Consider the following 21,344-nt stretch of genomic DNA (forward strand, 5'->3'; position numbering starts at 1 on the left):
AAGCGTTGCCGCTCAAGCTTGCGCTTGACCGCACACCCTGTCACCTCTCCGGGGGAAGGATGTTTTCCCGGTAGAACTACGTAGCGTCTTTGCGTGGTTTTTCGCTCGTGGCGCGCGGCCTACTGGTCGAACATGGTCGAGTGAGGGATGCCCCATCGCGCTGGCCTGGCGTGGGGCCTGCCCTCCCGCATAGAACCCGGCATCGGGCGAACGATACTCAAAGGAGAAACCATCATGAAGAAGTTCCAGCGTTCCACCCGTTGCCTGCTCGGTGCGGCGATCGCCCTCTCGGCGCCGATGTTCGCGTGGGCACAGCAGGCCACCACGGAGGCCCCCGTTAACTCGACCGTGCATGAGTTAGCCCGCGAGGACAAGATGATCACCGCAACCGTGGTGCACGTGGACCAGGCAGAACGCTTCGTTACGTTGAAGGGTCCCAAAGGCAAGGAAGTCACCATCCAGGCAGGCCCCGAAGTGAAGAACTTCGACCAGTTGAAAGCTGGCGACCACGTGACCGCGCACTATCAGTCGGCCGTCGCCGTACAGATCATGCCGGCCGGTAGCGCCAAGCGGGATGTAACGTATGAGGCCGGTCAGGCGACTGCCCCGCAGGGCAGTGCGCCTGGCGTCAAGGAAGGACAGGCCGTCACGGTGACGAGCAAGCTCACGGCGATCGACCTGAAAAACCACACGGTGACCCTGAAGGGACCGGATGGCAACGAGCGCACCATCGAAGTGAAGGATCCCGATCGTCAAGCAGCGATGAGCAGCTTGAAGGTGGGCGACATGGTGGTCGCAACGTATGTCGAGGCGTTGGCAGTGACGGTGACGCCGAAGGCCAAGGCGGGCGCATCAAAGTAAGCTAAAGAAAAGGGCCGCGATGCGGCCCTTTTCTTTCAACGGTGTAATCGCCTTTTACGGAACGCCGCCGTCCCGGATCAAGGCCATCACTTCGTAGCATGCGCCCATGGTGTGGTAGTCGGTTTTGCCGGCAGGGCTCTTCTCGTCGTCGACCTTACGGTTGTCGCGCGTGAGGATGCGAAACCACGCACCATACTTGTGATCGACGAAGTGTTCCCACGAATACGCCCACAACTTGCCGTACCACGCGTCGTACTCGGGCAGCCCGGTACGGGCATGCAGCAGGGCGGCGGCGGCTAATGACTCGGCCTGCACCCAGAAATACTTGTCGTCGTCGCACACCGTGCCGTCGGGGGCGAAGCCGTAGGCCATGCCGCCAAATTCGCTGTCCCACGAGCGCGCAAGCGCGGTATCGAACAGGTGCTTGGCGGTCGGCACCAGCCAGTTCTCTTCACGGCCGCGTTCAAGCAGCAGCGGCTCCATGATCAGCAACAACTTGGCCCACTCGGTCTGGTGGCCGGGCTGGAAGCCCCACGGGCGGAACAGGTGCTTGGGATTGTCGAGGTTGTACTTCCAGTCGACATTCCAGTTCACGTCGTAGTGTTCCCACACCAGGCCGTCGGCCTTGGCGGCTTGCCGGCGCGTCATGTGGTCGGCCAGTTGCAGGGCACGTTCGAGGTAGCGCGGCTCGTCGCTGGCCTGGTATGCGGCGAGCATTGCCTCGCACATGTGCATGTTGGCGTTTTGGCCGCGGTAATCGGTGAACTGCCACTGGTCGTTGGCCTCGTCGCGATACAAGCCGGCCTCGGCATCCCAGTAGCGCAGTTCCAGCAGGTTCCAGGTTTCGTCCATCCACGCACTGGCTTCGCGCACGCCGGCCTTCAGGGCGGTGGAATAGGCGAGCAGCACAAAGGCCACGCCATACGCGTGGTACATGGTGTCCTCGGGCTTGCCATCACGGATGGTCCAGGCATAGCCGCCGGTGCCCGGGTTGCGATGTACGTCGCGCAGATAGCGCAGACCGTGATGCACGGCATCGAGGTATTCGGGGTTGCCGAATTCCATGTGCGCCATTGCATAGTTGAAGACGAAGCGCGTGCTGCTTACCAGGTGACGATGGCTGCGGTCGTAGATCGTGCCGTCGTCTTTGTAGTAGTGGAAGAAGCCGCCGGCCGGATCGATCGCGTGCGGATGATAAAAGGCCATGGTCTGCGCGATGTGTTCGCGCAGGAACGCCTCGCTGCGGAAATCAGGCGTCGTGGTCATGCGTAGGTCTCCATGAAGCTCAGCACTTCGGCCTCGTCGGGAATGGCCGAGAACGAACCCTGACGCGTCACGGTGAGTGCGCCGCAAGCCGATGCAAAGCGCAGGGCTGCATGCAAGCGGGGCAGTTCGGTGATGAGGTGGTCGATGCGGTCGTCGGTATGGGCGAGCGTGGCGAGCTGGTACAGCAGGCCACCCACGAAAGCGTCGCCGGCGGCGGTCGTATCCACGGCAGGCACGGTGTACACCGGCAGCTCGCCTTCCACGTCTGGATGGAACCAGCGCAGCGGGTTTGCACCGTCGGTGATGATGACCAGACGCGTGCGTCCCTCCCACAGCTTCTGCAGTGCCGCCTCTTCACCATCGACGGCCAGCCACGCGAACTCTTCGGCGCTTAGCTTCACCACGTCGGCCAGTTGCAACGCCGGCCAGATCAACGGGCGCGGTTCCACATCGCGCGGCCACAGGGCCGGGCGCAGGTTGAGGTCGAAGCTGACCAGCGCACCGGCGGCGTGCGCGCGACGCATGCCCTCGCGGGTGGTTTCGGCCAGCGCGGGGTCGGTCATGCTGTTGGAGCAGACGTGGAACACCGCGGTGCCGTCGAAACTTTCCGCATGGAAATGTATCGGGCGGAACAGCAGGTCGGCCGACGGCGGGCGATAGAAGCTGAAGCTGCGTTCGCCACTCGCGTCCAGCGACACGAAGGCCAGCGCGGTGTTCGCTTCATCAGTGCGGGCAACGCCGTTCGTGTTCACCCCGGCGCGGTGCAGGCTGTCCAGCAGGAAATCGCCGAACATGTCCTTGCCAAGCATGCCGGCGAACGCGGCATCGCCACCGAAACGCGCGACGGCGACGGCAACGTTCGCGGGCGCGCCGCCGGCGTAGGGAACGAAACTGCGTGGAAAGCCGGCTTCATCGCCGCCTTCGCTATGGAAATCGATCAGGGCTTCACCGAAGCAGAGGATGGTGCGTGACATCAGCGTTTGCGACTCAACTTAATGGTGGGATGCGGGCGTGACGGGGTCGCGAACGAGCGAACCGCGCAGTCCGTAGAAAACGATGTAGCCGTAGCAGAGCAGCGGCAGAATGAAAGCGTGTTGGATGCCCATGTGGTCGGCCAACACGCCTTGTGCCAGCGGCAGTAGAGCGCCGCCGACGATGGCCATGATCAGCAGGCTCGATGCCTTGCCGGTCAGGGGGCCCATGCGCTCGATGCCCAGCGCGAAGATGGTCGGGAACATGATGGAGTTGAACAGGCCAATGGCGATCACGCTGACCATCGCCACGTTGCCCTGCGTGAGCATGGTGGTAAGCACCAGCAGGCCCGCGACGGCGGCAAAGGCGGCCAGCAGCTTACGGGGGTTGATGTAGACGAGTAGCGCCGAACCGGCCAGACGTCCCACCATCGCGCCACCCCAGTAGTACACGACGTGGTCTGCGGCGGTCTGTTCGCTCATGTGGCCGATTTCCGGCAGCGACAGGTAGTTCACCAGGAAGCTGCCAATGGAAACTTCCGCGCCGACGTAAAAGAAGATCGCGAGCACGCCGAACAACACATGGCTATGCCGCAGGGCATCCATCAGCGTGTGGTGCGAGGAGTCGGCCTGCTCGGTGGATTCGGTCAGCGGCGGCAGGCGGAACAACCACACGCCGACGGCAAGGACGATCAGTGCAACGCCCAGGCCGAGATAGGGCTTCTGCACCAACTGTGCCTGTTTCTGGCGGTAGTCGGTGAGCTGTTGCTGGGTTTCTGGCGAGAGGCTTGCGCGCACGCTGGTCAGTTGCGCGGCGTCATGCGTATCCAGTCGCGAGGACGCGAGCTTGTCCAGGGCGGTGGTGAGCGTTGCCGAGGGCAGTGCCGCGAGTTGCTGTGGCGACAGTGCGGACAGCGTGGCGAGCAGGGGAGCACCGGAGAGGCTGTCCAACACCTGCGCCATCGGTCCAGCGGGCAACTGGACGAAGCTCGCGGCTACGTCCTGAATCGGCAGGCGATCCAGCGCGGTGGCCGATGCATCGTTCAATGCGGCCACGAGCCGTTCCGGCGGCGCCTGGCGAATCGCGTCGATGGTCTGCACCGCCGGCGCGTTGTTGAGGGTCTGCACCAGTTGTGCGGTTTCCGGCGCGTTGCGTATGGCCGGCGGGATGACCACGGCCGCCGCGGAGAGAATCAGCAGGCCACCAAACTTCGGCCCAATGGTGGTGCCCAGCGAGTTCATCGCCTGCGCCAAGGTGAGTCGGCTTGAGCTGGTGCGCTCGGGGCCCAGTAGCGCCACGTAGGCGTTGGCGGCCACCTGCAGCACAGTGATGCCCGTGGCGAGCACGAACAGCGCGGCGAGAAAAGCGCCATACGAATGCAGCAACGCGGCTGGCCAGAAACCAAAAGCGCCTACCGCCGCGATCGCCAGTCCGGCCACGATGCCTTTCTTGTAGCCCAGCAAGGCGACCAGCCGACCTGCGGGCAGTGACATCAAGAAGTACGCACCGAAGAAGGTGAACTGCACGAGCATCGCCTGCGCGTAGTTCAACTCGAAAACGGTCTTCAGGTGAGGGATCAGGATGTCGTTGAGGACGGTCAGGAAACCCCACATGAAAAAGATCGTGGTGGTTACCGCCATGGCCATCGGGTAATCGGTATAGCGCGTCTTGCCTGAGGCCGGCGACGCAGTCGCCGACTGGATGGGTGGAGCTGCAAAGGCCATGCGTAATCCGAAAGGTCAGGAAAGAGGGCAGCTGCTTTCGCGCACGACCAGTTCAACTGGCGCGACGATGGTGCCCGAAGGCGCCTGCGGATCCCGCAGACGGGCGAGAAGCATGTCGGCCGCCTGCCTGCCCCGTGCGCGTGGCGCCGTGGATAGCGTGGTCAGCGTAGGCATGCTCATGGACGCTTCGGCGATGTCGTCGAAGCCGGTGACCGCGAAATCGCGGCCGGCTTGTCGCCCGTGCTGGTGCAGGCCGAGCATGAGGCCCAGCGCGACCGCGTCGTTGTAGCAGACGGCGGCGGTGGGCACCTTGCCCGCTCCCTGAAACAAGTCCCCGGCGGCGCGCGCGGCGTCCGTGCGCGTGGGCGTGCTTTGCACGCGCCAGTGTGCCTCGACCGTCAGGCCGGCAGCCTGCATGGCCTGGCGGTAGCCGGCATGGCGCTGGCGGGTGGAGCTGGCGTGGTCATGCCCGCCGAAAAAGGCGATGTGCCGGTGACCCTGGGCAATCAGATGCTCAGTGGCCTGGCGTGCGCCGCGCTCGTTGTCGAGCATCAGGCGGTCCCAGTGCGCGTATTCCGGCAGCTCGCCGCCGAGTTCGCGGTTGAACAGCACCACCGGCGTATGCGTGCCGACCGCGGCCAGCACCTTGCGCGCCTCGCTGTCTTCCGCGGGGGACAGGATGATGCCGCCGGGTCCGTGCTCGATCAGCGAGCCGAGCACGGCGTGCTCTCGCTCCGCGGAATCGCCGGTACTGCCCAGCAGGGTGACGAAACCGGCCGCGCCCAGCGTCTCGTCGACGCCAGCGGCGAATTCGGCGAAGAACGGGTTGGCCAGTTCGTTGATGACCAACGCCACGCTGGAGGACGTACGCCGCCGTAGGTTGGCTGCGGCCCGGTTGTAGACGTAGCCCTGCTTGCGCAGTTCTTCCTCTACCCTGGCCCGGGTGATCTTGTTGACCAGGGGACTGCCTCGCAGCACCAGTGAAACCGTGGCGCGAGACACGCCGCAGCCGGCTGCGATGTCGTTGAGAGTGATCTTTCTACCGACCGGGGTCTGGCTTTCCATCGCAGGCCTAGGTTAATTGGAACGATCTAAAGGTAGCTGCCTCCGCCATGGAACGGAACCGTTTTCGATGGCGCGACGCAGCATGCAACGATGCCTGCATGGATGTTAGCGTCAGGCGAAATTAGAACGATTCAAATCTACTACTTTGGGGAATTCTATGCGTTGCTCCTCTTTCCGCGCCTGCCTGCCGGGTTTACTGGCCGTCGCAGTGAGCTTTGCCCTGGCCGCGCCGGCCTCCGCATGGGCTGCCGAGGGGCATTCCGCCGACGTCGACCCCCGTATTGGCACGGGCGGCGACGGCCACACCTTCCCCGGCGCCACCGTCCCCTTCGGCATGATCCAGCTGTCGCCCGACACGGCCATGCCGGATTTCAAACATGCCTACAAGTACGCCGCCGGCTATCAGTACGGCGACAGCAGTTTGCTGGGCTTCTCCCACACGCATTTCTCCGGCTCCGGCCATTCGGACATGGGTGATGTGCTGGTCATGCCGATCGCTGGCGACGTCCGTCTTGAGCCGGGTGACCCGGCCAAGCCCGGCAGCGGCTACCGCTCGCGCTTCAGCCATGACACCGAAGTGGCCCAAGCGGGCTATTACGCCGTGACCCTGGGCGACTACGGCGTGCGCGCCGAGCTTACGTCCGGACGCCGCATCGGCTGGCACCGCTATACGTTCCCGGCCGGCAAGCCGGCGCACTTGTTGCTGGATCTGCGCCCAAGCATCTACGACTACCCCGGCAAGGTGCTGTGGTCCAGCTTGCGAGTGCAGGAGGACGGCACCGTCACCGGTTGCCGCACCACGCGCGGCTGGGCGCCGGGGCGCGAGCTTTGTTTTGCCATGCGCTTCTCGCAGCCGATGACCTCGCGCACGCTCTACAACCGCGAAACCGACGTGGTCTACAAGGGCTTCAAGGGCCCGGGCAACCAGCCGGAGGACCATGACGGCCAGAGCGGCCGCGCCCTGGAAGGCGTGTTCGACTTCGGCAACCTCAAGCAGCCGCTGGGCGTGAAGGTGGCGATTTCCTCAGTGAGCGAGGCCAACGCCATCGCCAACCTCGATGCCGAAGGCAAGGGCTGGGACTTCGATGCACGCCGCGCCGAAGCACGCGCGGATTGGGACAAAGCGTTGGCTTCCATCGACGTGGAAGGCAGCAAGGATCAGCGCGTAGGCTTCTACACCTCGCTCTATCATGCGCTTCTGTCGCCGACGTTGAGCATGGACGTCAACGGCCAGTTCCGCGGGCCGGACGGCGCGGTGCACGAGGCGGTCGACAAGAACGGCAAGTTCGAATTCCACTCCACCTGGTCGCTATGGGATGTCTATCGCGCCCAGCAACCGCTGATGGCACTGCTGATGCCCCAGCGCAGCACCGACTTCATCCGCTCGCTGATCGCCTCGCGCGAAGCCAGCCCGTTCGGCATTCTGCCGGTGTGGGCGTATCAGGGCATGGAGACGTGGTGCATGATCGGCTACCACGCCGTGCCGGTGATCGCCGATGCCTACGTCAAGGGTGTACGCGGTTTCGATGCGGACGCGGCGTTGAAGGCGATGGTCGCCAGCGCGACCTATGCGCCGTACGGTGACCTTGGCGATTACATGAAGCTCGGTTACGTGCCGATCGACAAGGAGCCGGAGGCCGCGTCCAAGACGCTCGAATACGCCTACGATGACTGGTCGCTTGCCCAGATGGCGAAGGCCATGGGCCGCAAGGACATCGCCGCCACCTTCGACAAGCGCGCCGGCAACTGGCGCAACGCGTACGACCCCAAGACCGGCTTCATGCGCGCACGCAAAACCGACGGCAGCTTCCGCGAGCCGTTCAATCCGGATGTGGCGGGTTACGGTAGCGACTACACCGAAGGCAACGCGTGGCAGTACTCCTGGTACGTGCCGCAGGACGTCGCCGCGCTGGTCAAGGCGATGGGCGGCGACCAGACCTTCGTCACCAAGCTGGACAGCGTGTTCGAGGCCAAGGTCGACAAGTCGCACTTCGCCAACGTGGAAGACATCACCGGCCTGATCGGCTGGTACGCGCACGGCAACGAGCCCAGTCACCATCTGGCGTATCTCTATGACTATGCCGGCGCGCCGTGGCAGACGCAGAAGCGCCTCAAGCAGATCATGGACAGCCAGTACGCCACGCGCCCGGATGGCCTGGCTGGCAATGATGACCTCGGCCAGATGTCGGCGTGGTACATCTTCACCGCGCTGGGTTTCTATCCGGTGACGCCAGCCAGCGACGAGTACGCCTTCGGCCGACCGTTCGTGTCACGGGCGATCTTGCATCTGCCCGGCGGCAAGACGTTCACCGTGACGGCCGAGCCGCTGGATGACGCGCATCCGTACGTGGGCTCGGTGACCCTCAACGGCAAACCGCTGAATCGCGTCTTCCTCCGGCATGGCGAAATCGTCGCCGGCGGCGAGCTGCACTTCACCATGCAGGCCGAGCCGAACCGGGCGTGGGGGCAGGGCGCGGATGCCAGGCCGTCATCGATGAGCACCTCTACGACCAAGGTCGCGGCTACTTCCGGGGAAAGTGGTAGCAAATCGTCCAGGTAAGTGGTGGTAAACGCCAGGGTGATTCTGCAACCATGCAGGACATGTTGCGCTCATCCTGGAAACTGGCGTCGACACAACGGCCCTCGATGAAGGACCGCATTGCCCTGCGCTGGCGCCTGGGCGGTTTGCTGGCCGCCGTGTTGGTGATCGTTGCGTTGCCGTATGTAGTCACGCGCTCCGGTGCCAGTCAGGCGATCCTGGCCAACGAGCGTGTGACGCATTCCAGTGAGGTGAAATCGCTCACCTACCGGATCGCCTATGTCACCCGGGACAGCGAAGCGGCAATCTACCGCCTTATCCATGGCGACCAGGATACGCAAGTGCGCAAGCGGGCGGAGCGGGCCGCGCACGAAACTCCCGGGCTGATGCAGCAATTGCGCGAGATGACGCGCGATAGCCCGGATCAGCAGGCGTTGATCGGCTCACTCAGTTCCGTGGTCAGCGGGCGGCTCGCACTCAGCGGGCAGGCCATCATGCGGCATGACCACGGCGATGAGACCGGCGCCACCGATGCCATGCGGGACTCCGGTACGCTGTTCCGGATGGACGGTCTGATCGACGAGATCGTGCACAACGAGGACGGCAACCTGATCAACCGCCGCGACGCGGCTAGCCGTGAATCGTTCAATAGCGAGCTGGCCCTGACCATCACCGCCATTGCGCAGGTGCTGCTGCTGGCCATTGTGGTCGTCGTGTCCGAGCGCCAGATCAGCCGCCGCCTGCGCGCCGAGGTGCGCGAGGGGCAGGCGGTACAGCGCTCGCAGCTCATCGTGCAGGCGGTGCGCGAACCGATCGCTCTGCTCGATGCCAGCCTCGGCACGCTGCTGGTGAATGCAGCATTCGGCGAGCTCTACGGCCTGCCGCCGGATTTCCGCCAATCGCTGCCGCTCACCGAGATCGGCGACGGAGCCTGGAAGGACAGCGCATTGCTGCAACGGCTCAACGACGTGCTGCTGCTGGATCGCGAGCTGTGGGACTACGAACTGATCCAGCGCACCGTGGACGGCGTGGACCGCCACGTGGTGATCAATGCACGCCGCCTGGAGCAGGACAGCGGCGGCGATCCAGTGCTGCTGCTCACCCTCAGCGACGTCACCGCGCGTGCACTGGTCGAGCAACAGGTGAAGGAACTGAACCGTCAGCTCGAAGGCAAGATCGAACAGGTGTCGGATGTGAACCGCGAGCTGGAAGCCTTCAGCTATTCGGTGTCGCATGACTTGCGTGCACCACTGCGCCATATCAGCGGCTTTGCCGGCAAGCTTCAGCAGCACCTGGGCGACAACGCGGACGAGCGCTCGCGCCACTACATCGAAGTGATCAACGATGCTGCCAAGCGCATGGCGCTGCTGATCGAGGACCTGCTGGTGTTCTCGCGCCTGGGTCGCGGCGCGCTGCGCCTGCAGCCGGTGGACATGCAATCGCTGGCGGATGAGGCGCGTGCGCTAGCCGAAACCGATGCCCATGGGCGCCACATCGTGTGGTCCATCGCGCCGTTGCCCATCGTCATCGGTGACGAAAACATGCTGCGCACCGTGTGGCAGAACCTGCTTGGCAACGCGGTGAAATACACAGGCAAGTGCGAGGTGGCGCGTATTGACGTGGACGTGCAGCGCCACCGCGATGGTAGTTACGAATTTGTGGTGAGCGACAATGGCGCCGGCTTTGATATGCAGTACGCGGGTAAACTGTTTGGTGTGTTCCAGCGACTGCACCGTGCCTCGGAGTTTCCGGGCAACGGCATCGGACTGGCCAACGTGCGTCGCATCGTGACGCGACACGGCGGACGCGTCTGGGCGGATGCTCAACCGGGGCAAGGAGCGCGTTTCCATTTCAGCCTGCCGTCTTCGGACCTCGCAGAGAGCTTCTCGCAGAGGCGCCCATGAAACATCGAGACTTCCGTACGATCCTGCTCGTCGAGGACAGCCTTGCCGACGCCGAAATGGCGCTCGATGCGCTGGCGGGTGCGCACCTGGCCAATCCCGTGGTACACGTCGAAGACGGTGTGGATTGCCTGGACTACCTTTACTGCCGTGGCGAGTGGGCAGGTCGCGAACCCGTCGACCCCGCCGTGGTGCTGCTGGATATCAAGATGCCGCGCATGAGTGGCATCGAAGTGTTGACGCAGCTACGGGCGGACGAGCGCTTTCGCCGGGTGCCGGTGGTGATCCTCTCCTCGTCGCGGGAAGAAAGCGATCTCGCGCGTAGCTGGGACATCGGTGCGAATGCGTATGTGATCAAGCCGGTCGACGTGGATCAGTTTTTTGAAGCGGTGCGAACCGTGGGGCAGTTCTGGGCCGTGCTCAACCAGGCACCGGACCACGGCTGAGAACAGCGAACGGGACGGCAAGCACCACAACGGGGTGGCTGAACGTGGAAAGGCAGCAGTGGGCGTTACCCCGAATCCGGGTGTTGCAGATCGAGGACAGCCAGCTTGATGCCGAGTTGGTGTTGTCCGAGCTGGACGCCGATCACATCGACTACGACGTGCGGCTGGTGGACGCTGAGCGCGATTACCTTTCCGCGTTGGAAGAATTCCAGCCGGATATCGTGCTATCGGACCTGAGCATGCCGGGTTTCTCCGGCCAGCGCGCGCTGGACATCCTGCGCGAGCGCGACACGGACCTGCCCTTTATCTTCGTCTCCGCGACGCTGGGTGAAGAGGCAGCTATCGAAGCACTGCGCAACGGTGCGACCGACTACATCCTCAAGCAAAATCCCGCGCGCCTGGCGTCTGCTGTGCGGCGAGCCATGCGTGAGGCCGAGGCGCAACGCTTGCGCCGCCGCGCGGAAACCGAGCTGATCCGCGCGCAACGCTTCGAGAGCCTGGCCATGCTGGCCGGTGGCCTCAGCCACGATTTGCGTAACCTGCTGCAGCCACTGCTGCTGGCGGGCGATAGTTTGCAGGACTATCAAGACGACCCGCGCCTCGCGCGTTTGGGCCACCTCGTGCGCGATTGCGGCAAGCGCGGCCTGGACATGGTGCAGTCCATGCTTTCGTTTGCACGCGGTGCACGGCGTGCCGAGCAGGTGCGCGTGGGTGCGCTGCTCGATGCGCTCGGTTTGCTGCTGCAAGGCAGCGTGCCTCGCAACGTGACGCTGGAGCTGAATGCCTACGACCCAGAGCTCACCTTCGACGGTAATCACACCGAACTGCAGCAATGCCTGCTCAACCTGAGCCTCAATGCCATCCAGGCCATGCCTGATGGCGGTGAGCTACGTATCTCGGCATCGCTGGCGTCCTTGCCGGAGAGTTTCTTCCAGCCAGATGAAGAAGCACGCGAAGGCAATTACCTATGCCTGACCGTCAGCGATACCGGCACCGGCATGGACGAGTCGGCCCTGCTGCACCTGTTCGAGCCGTTCTACACCACCAAGGAAAGCGGTACCGGCCTTGGTCTCGTGTCGTGCAAACGCCTCATCACCGCGCATGGCGGTGTGATGCGAGTGGATAGTCGGCCGGGAGTGGGCACGCGCTTCCACATGCATATCCCGTTGACACGGCAAGTCGTGGAGGTGGCCGGGGAACTGGATACCGTCAATCTCCAGGGCGAAGCCGAACGCGTGTTGGTGGTGGTGGAAGAGGCCGGCCAGCTATCGCTGTTGGTCGACACACTCGATTCCTGGGGTTACCAGGCCCACGCGAGCCAGAGTGGTACAGCGGCACTGCAATGGCTGGAGGCACAGGGCGTGCCCGACCTCGTGGTGCTCGATTCGGACATGAATCTGTTTACCGGCGTGCGCACGTTGTCAGCGCTGTTCGATCACGGTTATCGCGGCGCGGTGATTTTGCTGGCGCGGCCGGATGCGCCGCCAGATATGGATGAGTTGCCGGTGATGGAGCATTTGTATCTGGTGGATAAGCCGATCTCGACGGTGAGGTTGTTGAGGACGGTGAGGGAGGCGCTGGAGGAGAGTGCTTCAGGGTTGGGGCCGCTGGGGCCGGTGTAAGGGGAGCTGTTGCGGTGGGTTTTGCTTGGTTGATGGTGTGGTACGGGGTTGCAAGGGTTTTTGCTCCCGCTCCCCTGCGGGGAGAGGGTTGGGGTGAGGGGAGGGTGCTCGCCTCACTGTTTCATCTTTAGCCGTCACCCCGGCGGAGGCTGGGATCCAGAGCCCCTGTGTTTGATTGTCGCGTGGTCGCGAGCTGGCTCGCCTACGCGGCGGGCGTTTCGACCTTCTGCCGAAGGCCGAGTCACTTTTCTTTGCATGCCAAAGAAAAGTAACCCGAAGAAAGGGCACCCCCACTTGGCGCTGGCCGGTGAAGCCGGCCAGTTCGTGAGAGGCGGCCGGGCTTTTCGACAGGGCTCCTGCCCTGGCGAAAAGGGATCGGCATCCTTGCCGATCCCCCCTGCGGGCCTTCTCGTCCACCCCTCACCGCCGCACAGGGGGCCGAAGGTCAAAAGCGCCGAGCCGAAGGCTCGTGCAGCGGAGCTGCACATCGCGTCGGGGCAGGTCGCGCTGCTCCTGCCTTAGAGCGCAAAGTCGAGGCAGACTCCCCGGAAGGGAGAGGGAGCCGACGGCGACTGCACCCGTTCACCCATCTGACCAACCGCCAAAAACAAAAAAGGCCGGACAAAGTCCGGCCCTTCGCGTCATATCGACAACCCTCAGTCGATACCCAACTTCTTCAACTTGTAGCGCAGCGCCCGGAACGTAATCCCCAGCTTCTTCGCCGCCGCAGTCTTGTTGTACCGCGACTCCTCCAGCGCCTTGATGATCGCCGTGCGCTCCAGGTTGCTGATGTAATCGTCGAGACCGCCGCTGGCGGTGGGCGATGCAGCCGGGGGCGGTTCCGCGTGTGAAGCCATGCCGGTAGGTGCCGCGGCTGGAACCGCCTCGGTGTGGGAGCGCGGCATGCGCTGCGGCAGCATCAGGTCGCTGACGTCGACCTGGTCGCCGTCGCACATCGCCATCGCACGCTCCAGGATGTTCTCTCAGTTCACGCACGTTGCCGGGGAAGTCGTAGCTCTCTAGCGCCTGCTGCGCGGCCGGCAGCAGTTGGCCGGGTGCGCCGCCGCTCTTGGTGGCGAGTTGGCGCAGCACGAAGTTGGCCAGTTGGGGCACGTCACCGCGGCGTTCGCGCAACGGTGGCACGCGCAGTTCGATGACGTTGATGCGGTAGAACAAGTCCTGGCGGAACTGGCCCTGCTCGACCAGCGCGGCGAGATTCTTGTGAGTGGCCGAGAGGATGCGCACGTCGACGGGCACTTCCTCACGCGCGCCAATCGGGCGCACCGCCTTTTCCTGGATCGCACGCAGCAGTTTCACTTGCATGTGCAGTGGCAGTTCGGCCACTTCGTCGAGGAACAGCGTGCCGCCATGGGCGGCCTGGAACAGGCCTTCCTTGTCGCCCACCGCGCCGGTAAAGCTGCCTTTGCGGTGGCCGAAGAATTCGCTCTCCATCAGCTCGGACGGAATCGCGCCGCAGTTCACCGGCACGAACGGCCCGGTAGCGCGGGGACCCTGCTCGTGGATGAGGCGGGCGACCAGTTCCTTGCCCACGCCAGATTCACCGGCGATGTACACCGGCGCCTGATTGCGCGCGAGCTTGCCGATGGTGCTGCGCACTTGCTGCATGGCTGGCGAATCGCCGATCAGGCGCTCGTTGCCGTCCGGCTTGGCGGCGGCTTGGCCGCTGCGCTTCTCTTCGGCCAGACGCAGAGCGGTACGCACGAGGCGGCGCAGCATCTGGATGTCGACCGGCTTGGATACGAAGTCGAAGGCGCCCGCCTTGAGCGCGCTCACGGCCGCATCGACGTTGCCGTAGGCGGTGATCATGGCAACCGGCGTGTCCGGATGCTCGGCGGAAATCACCTCGACCACCTCATGGCCGGTGCCGTCGGGCAGCCGCATGTCGGTGAAGCACAGGTCATAGTGCTTTTCGGCGAGGGCGCGCCGTGCTTCCGTCACGGTGCCCACCGCATCGACCAGCAAATCCATGCGGCCGAGGGTGATGGTGAGGAGTTCGCGAATATCGCGTTCGTCGTCGATGACCAGGACGGTCTGTTGGCTCATGTCGTCAGTTTGCGCTGTGGACGAGGGCTAGGATAACCGTCGCCCAGGCAGGGGGCAAAGTTTTACTGCGGGGAGATCGGGTCACTTAGGCGCCAAATGGTGGTCGAAGAATCTCACGATGGTCTCGTAGGCGGCCCGCGACTCAGGCAGATCCGGATCCGAGAAGAACGAATGCCACATACCTTCCCACACATGCAGTTCCGTCGCTACGCCGGCTTGGCTCAACAAGGTCTGACTGCGGATCACCGAGCTCATGGCCATGTCGCGCGTACCGGTAATCAGCAAGGTAGGAGGGAACTTGGCCAGCAAGGTCGGCGAAAGCCCCGGGAACACCATGGGATCAGTGGCGCTGGCGCCTTTGAAGTAAGGCAGGTCACCCAGGTGAAGCGGATGGTCCGGCACGGGTGCGCCGTTGAGCAATGGTGCCACGTAGGCGGAGTCGCCCTCCATGTCCACCAGTGAGCCGCAGAAGGTGCCAATGGCGCCCGGTGCCGGGAGCTTGCGGTCGATCAGGCGCGCCACGGCCTCGCCGGTGAGTATGCCGCCGGCCGAGCAGCCGTAGATGCCGATGGCGCCGGGTTTGTACTGCTTGAGCAAGGCTTTATACACGGCCTCCACATCTTCGCTGGCGGCGGGGAAGGTGTGCTCGGGGCCTTGCCGGTAGTCGACGCTGATGACTTTGATGCGGCCAAGACTGGCGATGGGGATGGATTCCACCAGCCCGCCGCTGTGCGCGCCCCACAGGAAGGCGCCGCCGTGCAGGTTGATCAGTACGCGCTCGCGGTTCTTCGGCGAGATGCCCTGCGCCGGTTCCACCACATCGGTCACCACGCCCGCGATGGTTTCGCGATGCGTCTTCACCGGGTAGATCGCCATCATGCGCTGCGCACGATCGGTGTTCATGCGGTCATAGAACGCCCGGCTCTGCTCGATAGGGGCCGTGATCGGCGGCGCCTTGGACCCGGCGGCGAGCATCTTGGGAAAGAACGCGCGCGCTTCGGGCGATGCGGCCGACGAATAGGGCAAGGTCATGCTGCCAGCATGAATGCTGCCGTCGGCGGCGACCCCGGGTGCGGCGTCCTGAGCATGCAAGGTGCCGCAGAGCAGCGAGGCAGCCAGGGTGAGGCGGGCGAGGGTACGTGTGCTCACGGCGTCGTTTCCTTCTGGGCGGTGGGTGCGGCTTTCTTCGCGGTGCCGTCGAGCAATTCGTGTAGTTTCAGGTAGACGCCATTAGTCCAGCCGAAGCCCACCACGTTCTCGCTGTAGCCGGCGTTTACCTTCACGTCGGCATTGCCCAGCGCCATGTTGTATTTCTCGCGGATGGTGCCGTCGTCGGCCAAGCCTTGGTCCACCGTAGTGGCGAACTTGGCTGCGAGGCGCCGCGCATCGTCGTGGAAGCCGTAATCGTCGAGCCCCTTGATCGCGAGCCAGTTGGTCGGCGCCCAGCCGAATGGATCGTCCCACTGCACGGCCATGGGCCGGTTATCCATGCTCAATCCGCCCTTGCGTTCGAACACGCCGAGCTTGCCGCGCACCGCGGCTGCTTGTTGCGGCGAGGCGACGCCGGCCCATAGCGGGTAGTACGTCGTGACGTAGGGATATGGCGAGGGCTTGGCAGCCACGAAGTCGTAATCGCGGTACATGCCGTCCTTGTCGCTCCATAGGTACTTGTCCATGGCCGCCTTGCGCGCATCGGCCGCCTTTGCCCAGCGGTCGGCGTCGCCTGCCTTGCCAAGCTGCAGCGCAAAGTCGTGCAGGTCGCGCTCATAGCGATAGAGCAGGCTGTTGAGGCTGGCGTCGGCGTAGTGATGGGTGGAGCCGCCGAAGGGGCCAAAGTGCGAGTTGGTGTCGAAGCCCGATTCGCGCATGGCGCGGTCGCCGTGGAAATAGTCTGCCGTGAGGCGATAGCCATCGACCCATGCGCCTTCGCACACCTTGGAGGCGCGCACGTCGCAACTCGCTTCCTTCAGGCGCGCGGCTTCGGCGTCGTCGGGATGCTCGGAGCCTTTGATGAGATAGCCCGGATCGTCCTTCGGATGCGCGATCAGCCAGCGCATCACGCCCTTGTAGAACTCGCTGTCCTTGGCTTCCAGCACGGGGCCGTTGCCGAGGTCGTAGTAGCGGGCCAGGCCGGTGTTGCCTGCGCGATGCTCAGGGCGTGTCCAGATCTCGTAGTTACGCACGGCGAGTGGATAGGCCTTGGCGAGCCATTCGCGACGTGCGTCTGCGCTGGGGAAGCTGGCGGGGTCATCCAGTAGTGCGGCGATCATGGCCGTGAGGAAAGGGGGCTGCGATCGGCTGAGGTAGTAGGTGCGGTTGGCGTTGAGCACGCCGCCGTAGTGCGCCACTTCATAGAGCGCGTTGTCGACCATGTCCTTGGCCAGGTCCAACTTGTGATCAGCGACCAGCCCCAACAGGATGAAGTAGCTATCCCAGCCGTACATCTCGTTGAAGAAGCCGCCGGGCACCACGTAAGGGTGTGGCAGATACAGCAGGCCCTGCTGCGGCAGCTTCGTGGCGTCGATGTCACCTAGTTGTTCGACCTTGCGCGGCAGTGGCCGCACATCGACGTTGCAGCGCTTGCCGATGGCAGCCACGTTCGCCGGTACCGGCTCGCCGGCGGGGACGTAAAGCACCGGATGGCCAACCACCTTGGTGTCGGCCAGCGCGGCGCAGTCTTCCTGCGAGCGCGTGAGTGTCGTCCATGCTTTGTCGATATAGGTGCGCGTCTTCGCTGGATCGGGCGTGCCCGAGGCAACGGTCGTACTCGCAACGGCGCACGACAGCGCGATGGCCAGCCATCGGAAGTGAAGCGAATGGGCGTGTCGAGTCATGTCTGCTCCCGGGTCGATGCGTGATCGTTGGCGGTCGTCGCGGCGGCGTTCAAGCCCTGCCTTGCCGCCGATCCATGGCGCAAGCCCCGGGCATCGTGCCCGACGTGAAGCATTACTTCGTGGAAAGGCCCATCGCGGCAGGTTCAGCCGCGCCGACGCGATCCGTCTCGCGCTTGAAATAGAACAGCGTCACCAGCACCAGGCACATCGGTACCAGCGAAAAATAGAAAGCGTGGATGCCGCCGAAGCTTGAGAACACGATGGCGGTGATGCGTGAGCCCAGCGTGCCACCCAGCGCGGAGAAAATCACGATGAGGCCGGTCATCGCCGCGTGCGAAGGCTTGGGCAGCGAGCTGAGCGCCACCGAGTTGATGACCGGGTAGATCGGCGCCATCAGCAAGCCAATCAGCGGGATCAGGTACGCCGCGATGGGGGCGTTGAACCAGTTCACGTTCGCGCCGACGTGCACCTCGCGCGCCAGCGGCAGCACCAGCAAGATCAGTGCACCCATGCCGACCACGCACAAGTTCAGCAGCAGATGCCAGGACATGCGGCGCAGCAGTTGCCCCGCAACGATGCGTCCCAGCGCGGTGGCACCGGCGAGGATGCTCGCCATCTGGATGCTCATCGCGTTGGGTAGCTTGAGGATCTCGTTGTTGAAGGTCGGCAGCCAGGTGCTGAAGCTCTGCTCGATCAGCACGTAGAGGAAGGCGGAAAGCAGGAACACGTAAACCAGCGTGCGCATCAACAGGCGATACATGTCACGCATGGCCTGCCCGAGCGAGTGTGCCGTGCCGCCGTGCGCGGCGGATTCGTCCAGCGTGGCGCCCCACAGCAGCGCTATCGTGCCAAAGCACATCGCGGCCAGCACCCAGTAGACGTTGAACCAGGATGGGTTAGCCGGATCCGCGTGATCGATGAACGCACTGAAAAGCCAGCCGCTCGCCAGCACGCCCAGCATGAACAGGCCTTCGATGGTATTGGTGAGTCGGCCGTGTTCGGCCTTGTTGCTGGTGAGCAAGCCAATCGACGAGTAGACGGCCACCTTGGCTAGCGCGAACGACACGCCGATACAGGTGAACAGCAGCTCGGTGGTGTGGAAGCCGGGAAACAGCGGCATGAGCATGCAGGCGCTGCCGACGATGCACAACGACAGCATCATGGCCCGGCGATAGCCCAATTTGGGCAGGAAGGACGCCACCAGAAACGAGGTGATGGCAATCGGCAGGTCTTTAAAGAGTTCGAGCAGGCTTGCCTGCGGCTTGTCGATGCCAAACGTGTGGATGGACTGCAAGATGACCGTGCCCACACTGTTGAGCAGTATCGCGAACACCATGTAAATCGTCGCCAGCGCAACGATCATGCGGTAACGGCCCATCCCCACCTCCCACGTCCGGTTTGCAACCGATCCCCCCCGGAGTTGGTTCCGGGCCGCCGACCCACGTGCGGCCCGGAACCGGGGGGGAACACTACATCAGAACTTATACTTCACCTGGAAATTGACCTCGCGGCCTTCCATTGGGCGGGCCAGGATGACGCCATTGCTGCCCGCAGCCGTACCGAAGATGCGTGAGTTGCTCTCGGTGAGGCCCAGCTGGTTGGTCACGTTGGTGCCCTGCATGCGCAGTTCCCAGTTCTGCTGGATGTTGGCCACCACGCCGAAGTCCAGCGTGTAGTACGTGCCCAACTGCTGCAGGCCCGACTGATCCTGCGTATGCGGACCCACATAGGTGTAGGTCACGAACGCCATGATGTCGCCCCACGAGAATGGGATCTTGTAGCTCGGCGTGAACATATAGCGGTACTTCGGCTGGCGCTGCAGCTGTACGCCGTCGATGAAGGCGCAACCGTTGCCGGCGACCTGGTTCACGTACGGGATACAGGCCGAGTAGTGCGAGTAATGGCCGTCGAGATAGTTGGCCACCAACTGCAACTTCAGGTTGTCGATCGGTGTGACGGCACCGGCCAGGTTGACGCCCTTGGAGTCCGAGCCGTACAGCAGCGGCGTACCCACCGGCACACCTTCGCCGTTGGTCGGCTGGTAGGGCAGGCCGTTGAACTGGCGGTGATAGACGCTGATGTCCGCGTACAGGTACTTGGACTGGTACTTGAAGCCGCCTTCGAAGTTCTGGATCTTCTGCAGCGGCGGCGTATTGCCCGTGGTGTTGCCGCGCAGCGCGTTGTCGAAGTCGCCGAAGTGCGCACCCTTGTTGGCGCGGAAGTACACCGACATGTTGTCGGCCAGCTCGTAGTTCACACCGAACGTCCACGACGTATGCGTCTTGTTGTAGTCGGTGGTGGCGAACGTGCCATTGCAGACCGGCACGGCGTTGTCGTACAGCGTGAGCGGGTTACCGTCCAAGTTGACGTTGGTCAGATTGCACACGCGCAGCGAGGAATCCTGGTTCTCGACGCGCGCCGAGGCGTCGATCAGCCAGCGGTCGATGCGCCAGGAGTCGGACAGGTAGAACGCCTTGTTGGTCGAGCGGCCGCTCTCGGTGATGTTGTACGAGCCGTAGTCCAGCAGGCCCTGGTAGTCGGTGAGCTGGTAGGTCTGGCCGTTCTGCTGGTAGCTGACCTTGATCGGCTTGGCGTTCGGCGTGTTGGTCATCAGCATCTGGTTGCCGAGATTCCACGCGTCGTCGTCGGTGTAGTGCGCCAGATAGAGGCCGGCGGTCAGCGTGTTGCCCTCGAACAGCTCCTTGCTGATGCGGAAATCGTTGTTGATGTTCTTCAGGTGCTTGTGGATGTACCACCAGCCCTGGTGAATTACGCTCTGGTTCGGATCGACCGCACCGCCGCCGTTGACGTACGTTGCCGTGGCGGAGCCGGCCGGCAGCTTGAACCCGCCGAAGTCGGTGCCGAGGTTGTACAGCTCGTCGTTGAGCGAGGCCGGGTTGGTGCCCGAGAACAGCGCATTGGTGTTGACGTCGCCGCCGTCGATCAGGAACTTGTCCGACAGGTTCCAGCCGTCACCGAGGTCGTAGTCGAAGTTGAAGCCGAAGAAGCTGAACTTCGCACCGCGACCATTCGCCAGGTTGGCGCTGGTGCCGCCGCCCGGATAGCCCGGCAGGTTTACGTGCTGGATATCCTTGCTGTAGTACGTGCTGGTGAGCGGATCAAAGCCGGGATAGGCGCTGAAGTTGTCCGAGCCGCTCTGGATCAGCGGGATCGGCGTGATGAACTGGTTGCGGTCGTTGAGCTGGCGCGCATAGAACACCAGCGAGCCGTTATCCATGTCGTGCGATAGCGTGGCGGTGAACTGGCCGCCCTTGTCAGCCGAATAGCCCGGGCTGCGCACGCCGTCCGAATCGCGGTAGAATCCGCCGATGCTGCCGTACCACTTGTCGGCGATCTTGAAGCCGAGGAAGCCTTCGTAGCGCCACAGGCCTTCGTTGCTGTAGGTCACGCCGAAGCTGCCGCTGGGCACGTCGGTACCCTGCTTGAGGATGAAGTTGGCGGTGGCGCCCATCTGGCCGTCGCCGTACACCACCGACGGACCACCCTGCAGGATTTCCGCACGCTCAACGGTGTCGTCGAGGCGGAAGATCGAGGTGGTTTCGAAGAACGAAAGCGTGGGCATGCCGTACAGCGGCGAGCCCATCATCTGCGTGGTGAAGAACGGCGCGTCACCGCCACCGGGGAAGCCGGCGATTTCGATGTTGGCGCCGGTCTGGCCGCCGGTGGATTCCGGCCACATGCCTGGCGAGATCTTCAGCAGGTCCGCCGTGCTCTTGGGATTGGCTTCGCGGATCTGCTCGGCGTTGGCGCTGACGATCGAATAGCTGGCGTCGATCTTGCGGATACCGCCAGCGGAAGAGGTACCCGTGACCACGACCTGATCCAGCGTCTTGGCTGCTTTCTGATCGCCCTGTGCCGGAGCAGGCGCATTGTTCTGCTGGTTAGCCGGTGCTGCTGGCGCTGGTTGCGCTTGCGTCGCGTCCTGCGCCTGCGCCGCACTCACCGCCAAGGCGGTGACGATCGCAGCTGCCAGCAGCTGTCGAGTGATGCCTTGCTTGTTCATGTCGTGCCTCCCCGCCCGAAACCGGG

The 21,344-nt window shown here is 63.8% G+C and carries 13 protein-coding genes and 1 pseudogene; 5 read left to right on the forward strand and 9 right to left on the reverse strand.

The genetic code is table 11. The features are described from left to right. Positions 1–234: 234 nt before the first annotated feature. Entirely contained in the window at positions 235–861 is a 627-nt protein-coding gene (locus tag DYST_RS19235; protein ID WP_239947622.1) for a hypothetical protein, read from the forward strand. Between the two features lie 54 nt (positions 862–915). Here DYST_RS19235 and DYST_RS19240 read toward each other — a convergent pair whose 3' ends face one another. The 4 genes from DYST_RS19240 to DYST_RS19260 are packed head-to-tail and all read right to left on the reverse strand — an operon-like array spanning position 916 to position 5,888. Then, entirely contained in the window at positions 916–2,127 is a 1,212-nt protein-coding gene (locus DYST_RS19240) for an AGE family epimerase/isomerase (RefSeq protein ID WP_239947624.1), read from the reverse strand. Next, entirely contained in the window at positions 2,124–3,101 is a 978-nt protein-coding gene (locus DYST_RS19245; protein ID WP_239947626.1) for a carbohydrate kinase family protein, read from the reverse strand. Before DYST_RS19245 ends, DYST_RS19240 begins: the two co-directional genes overlap by 4 nt. Before the next feature lie 18 nt (positions 3,102–3,119). After that, positions 3,120–4,823, reverse strand: a complete 1,704-nt coding sequence (locus DYST_RS24390; RefSeq protein WP_102302860.1) for a sugar MFS transporter — start codon at positions 4,821–4,823, stop codon at positions 3,120–3,122. 15 nt (positions 4,824–4,838) lie between these two features. Then, entirely contained in the window at positions 4,839–5,888 is a 1,050-nt protein-coding gene (locus tag DYST_RS19260; protein WP_239947628.1) for a LacI family DNA-binding transcriptional regulator, read from the reverse strand. A 157-nt stretch (positions 5,889–6,045) separates the two neighbouring features. Here DYST_RS19260 and DYST_RS19265 point away from each other — a divergent pair, with 157 nt between their 5' ends. The 4 genes from DYST_RS19265 to DYST_RS19280 all read left to right on the forward strand — a co-directional run bounded on the left by DYST_RS19265 (position 6,046) and on the right by DYST_RS19280 (position 12,396). Next, on the forward strand, positions 6,046–8,448 hold the full coding sequence (locus DYST_RS19265) for a GH92 family glycosyl hydrolase (RefSeq protein WP_239947630.1): 2,403 nt from the start codon (positions 6,046–6,048) through the stop codon (positions 8,446–8,448). An 86-nt stretch (positions 8,449–8,534) separates the two neighbouring features. After that, positions 8,535–10,331 (forward strand): sensor histidine kinase, encoded by a 1,797-nt coding sequence (locus tag DYST_RS19270; RefSeq protein WP_239952158.1) that lies wholly within the window; start codon positions 8,535–8,537, stop codon positions 10,329–10,331. Continuing rightward, complete coding sequence (locus DYST_RS19275) at positions 10,328–10,774, forward strand: response regulator (RefSeq protein ID WP_102302856.1); 447 nt, start codon at positions 10,328–10,330, stop codon at positions 10,772–10,774. The genes DYST_RS19270 and DYST_RS19275 overlap by 4 nt, the downstream gene beginning before the upstream one ends. Before the next feature lie 80 nt (positions 10,775–10,854). Continuing rightward, positions 10,855–12,396, forward strand: coding sequence for a hybrid sensor histidine kinase/response regulator (locus DYST_RS19280; protein ID WP_239947632.1), 1,542 nt, complete (start codon positions 10,855–10,857; stop codon positions 12,394–12,396). 656 nt (positions 12,397–13,052) lie between these two features. On the opposite strand, the pseudogene DYST_RS19285 reads toward DYST_RS19280, so the two are convergent. The 5 genes and pseudogenes from DYST_RS19285 to DYST_RS19305 form a co-directional block, all read right to left on the reverse strand. Beyond that, positions 13,053–14,460 (reverse strand): annotated as a pseudogene (locus tag DYST_RS19285) (sigma-54-dependent transcriptional regulator). Positions 14,461–14,541: 81 nt separating this feature from the next. Continuing rightward, the gene (locus tag DYST_RS19290) at positions 14,542–15,609 is read right to left on the reverse strand and encodes an alpha/beta hydrolase (RefSeq protein ID WP_239947633.1); all 1,068 of its coding nucleotides are present in this window, start codon (positions 15,607–15,609) and stop codon (positions 14,542–14,544) included. Beyond that, positions 15,606–17,294: a trehalase family glycosidase gene (locus DYST_RS19295; protein ID WP_239947635.1), complete on the reverse strand. Its 1,689-nt coding sequence runs from the start codon at positions 17,292–17,294 to the stop codon at positions 15,606–15,608. The genes DYST_RS19290 and DYST_RS19295 overlap by 4 nt, the downstream gene beginning before the upstream one ends. Before the next feature lie 112 nt (positions 17,295–17,406). Next, positions 17,407–18,672 carry an MFS transporter gene (locus tag DYST_RS19300; RefSeq protein WP_239947637.1) on the reverse strand — a complete coding sequence of 422 codons (1,266 nt, stop codon included), beginning with the start codon at positions 18,670–18,672 and terminating at the stop codon, positions 17,407–17,409. A 96-nt stretch (positions 18,673–18,768) separates the two neighbouring features. Next, the gene (locus DYST_RS19305; RefSeq protein ID WP_239947638.1) at positions 18,769–21,318 is read right to left on the reverse strand and encodes a TonB-dependent receptor; all 2,550 of its coding nucleotides are present in this window, start codon (positions 21,316–21,318) and stop codon (positions 18,769–18,771) included. Positions 21,319–21,344: the final 26 nt, after the last annotated feature.

Origin of the sequence: Dyella terrae (assembly GCF_022394535.1) — a bacterium.
GTDB lineage: Bacteria > Pseudomonadota > Gammaproteobacteria > Xanthomonadales > Rhodanobacteraceae > Dyella.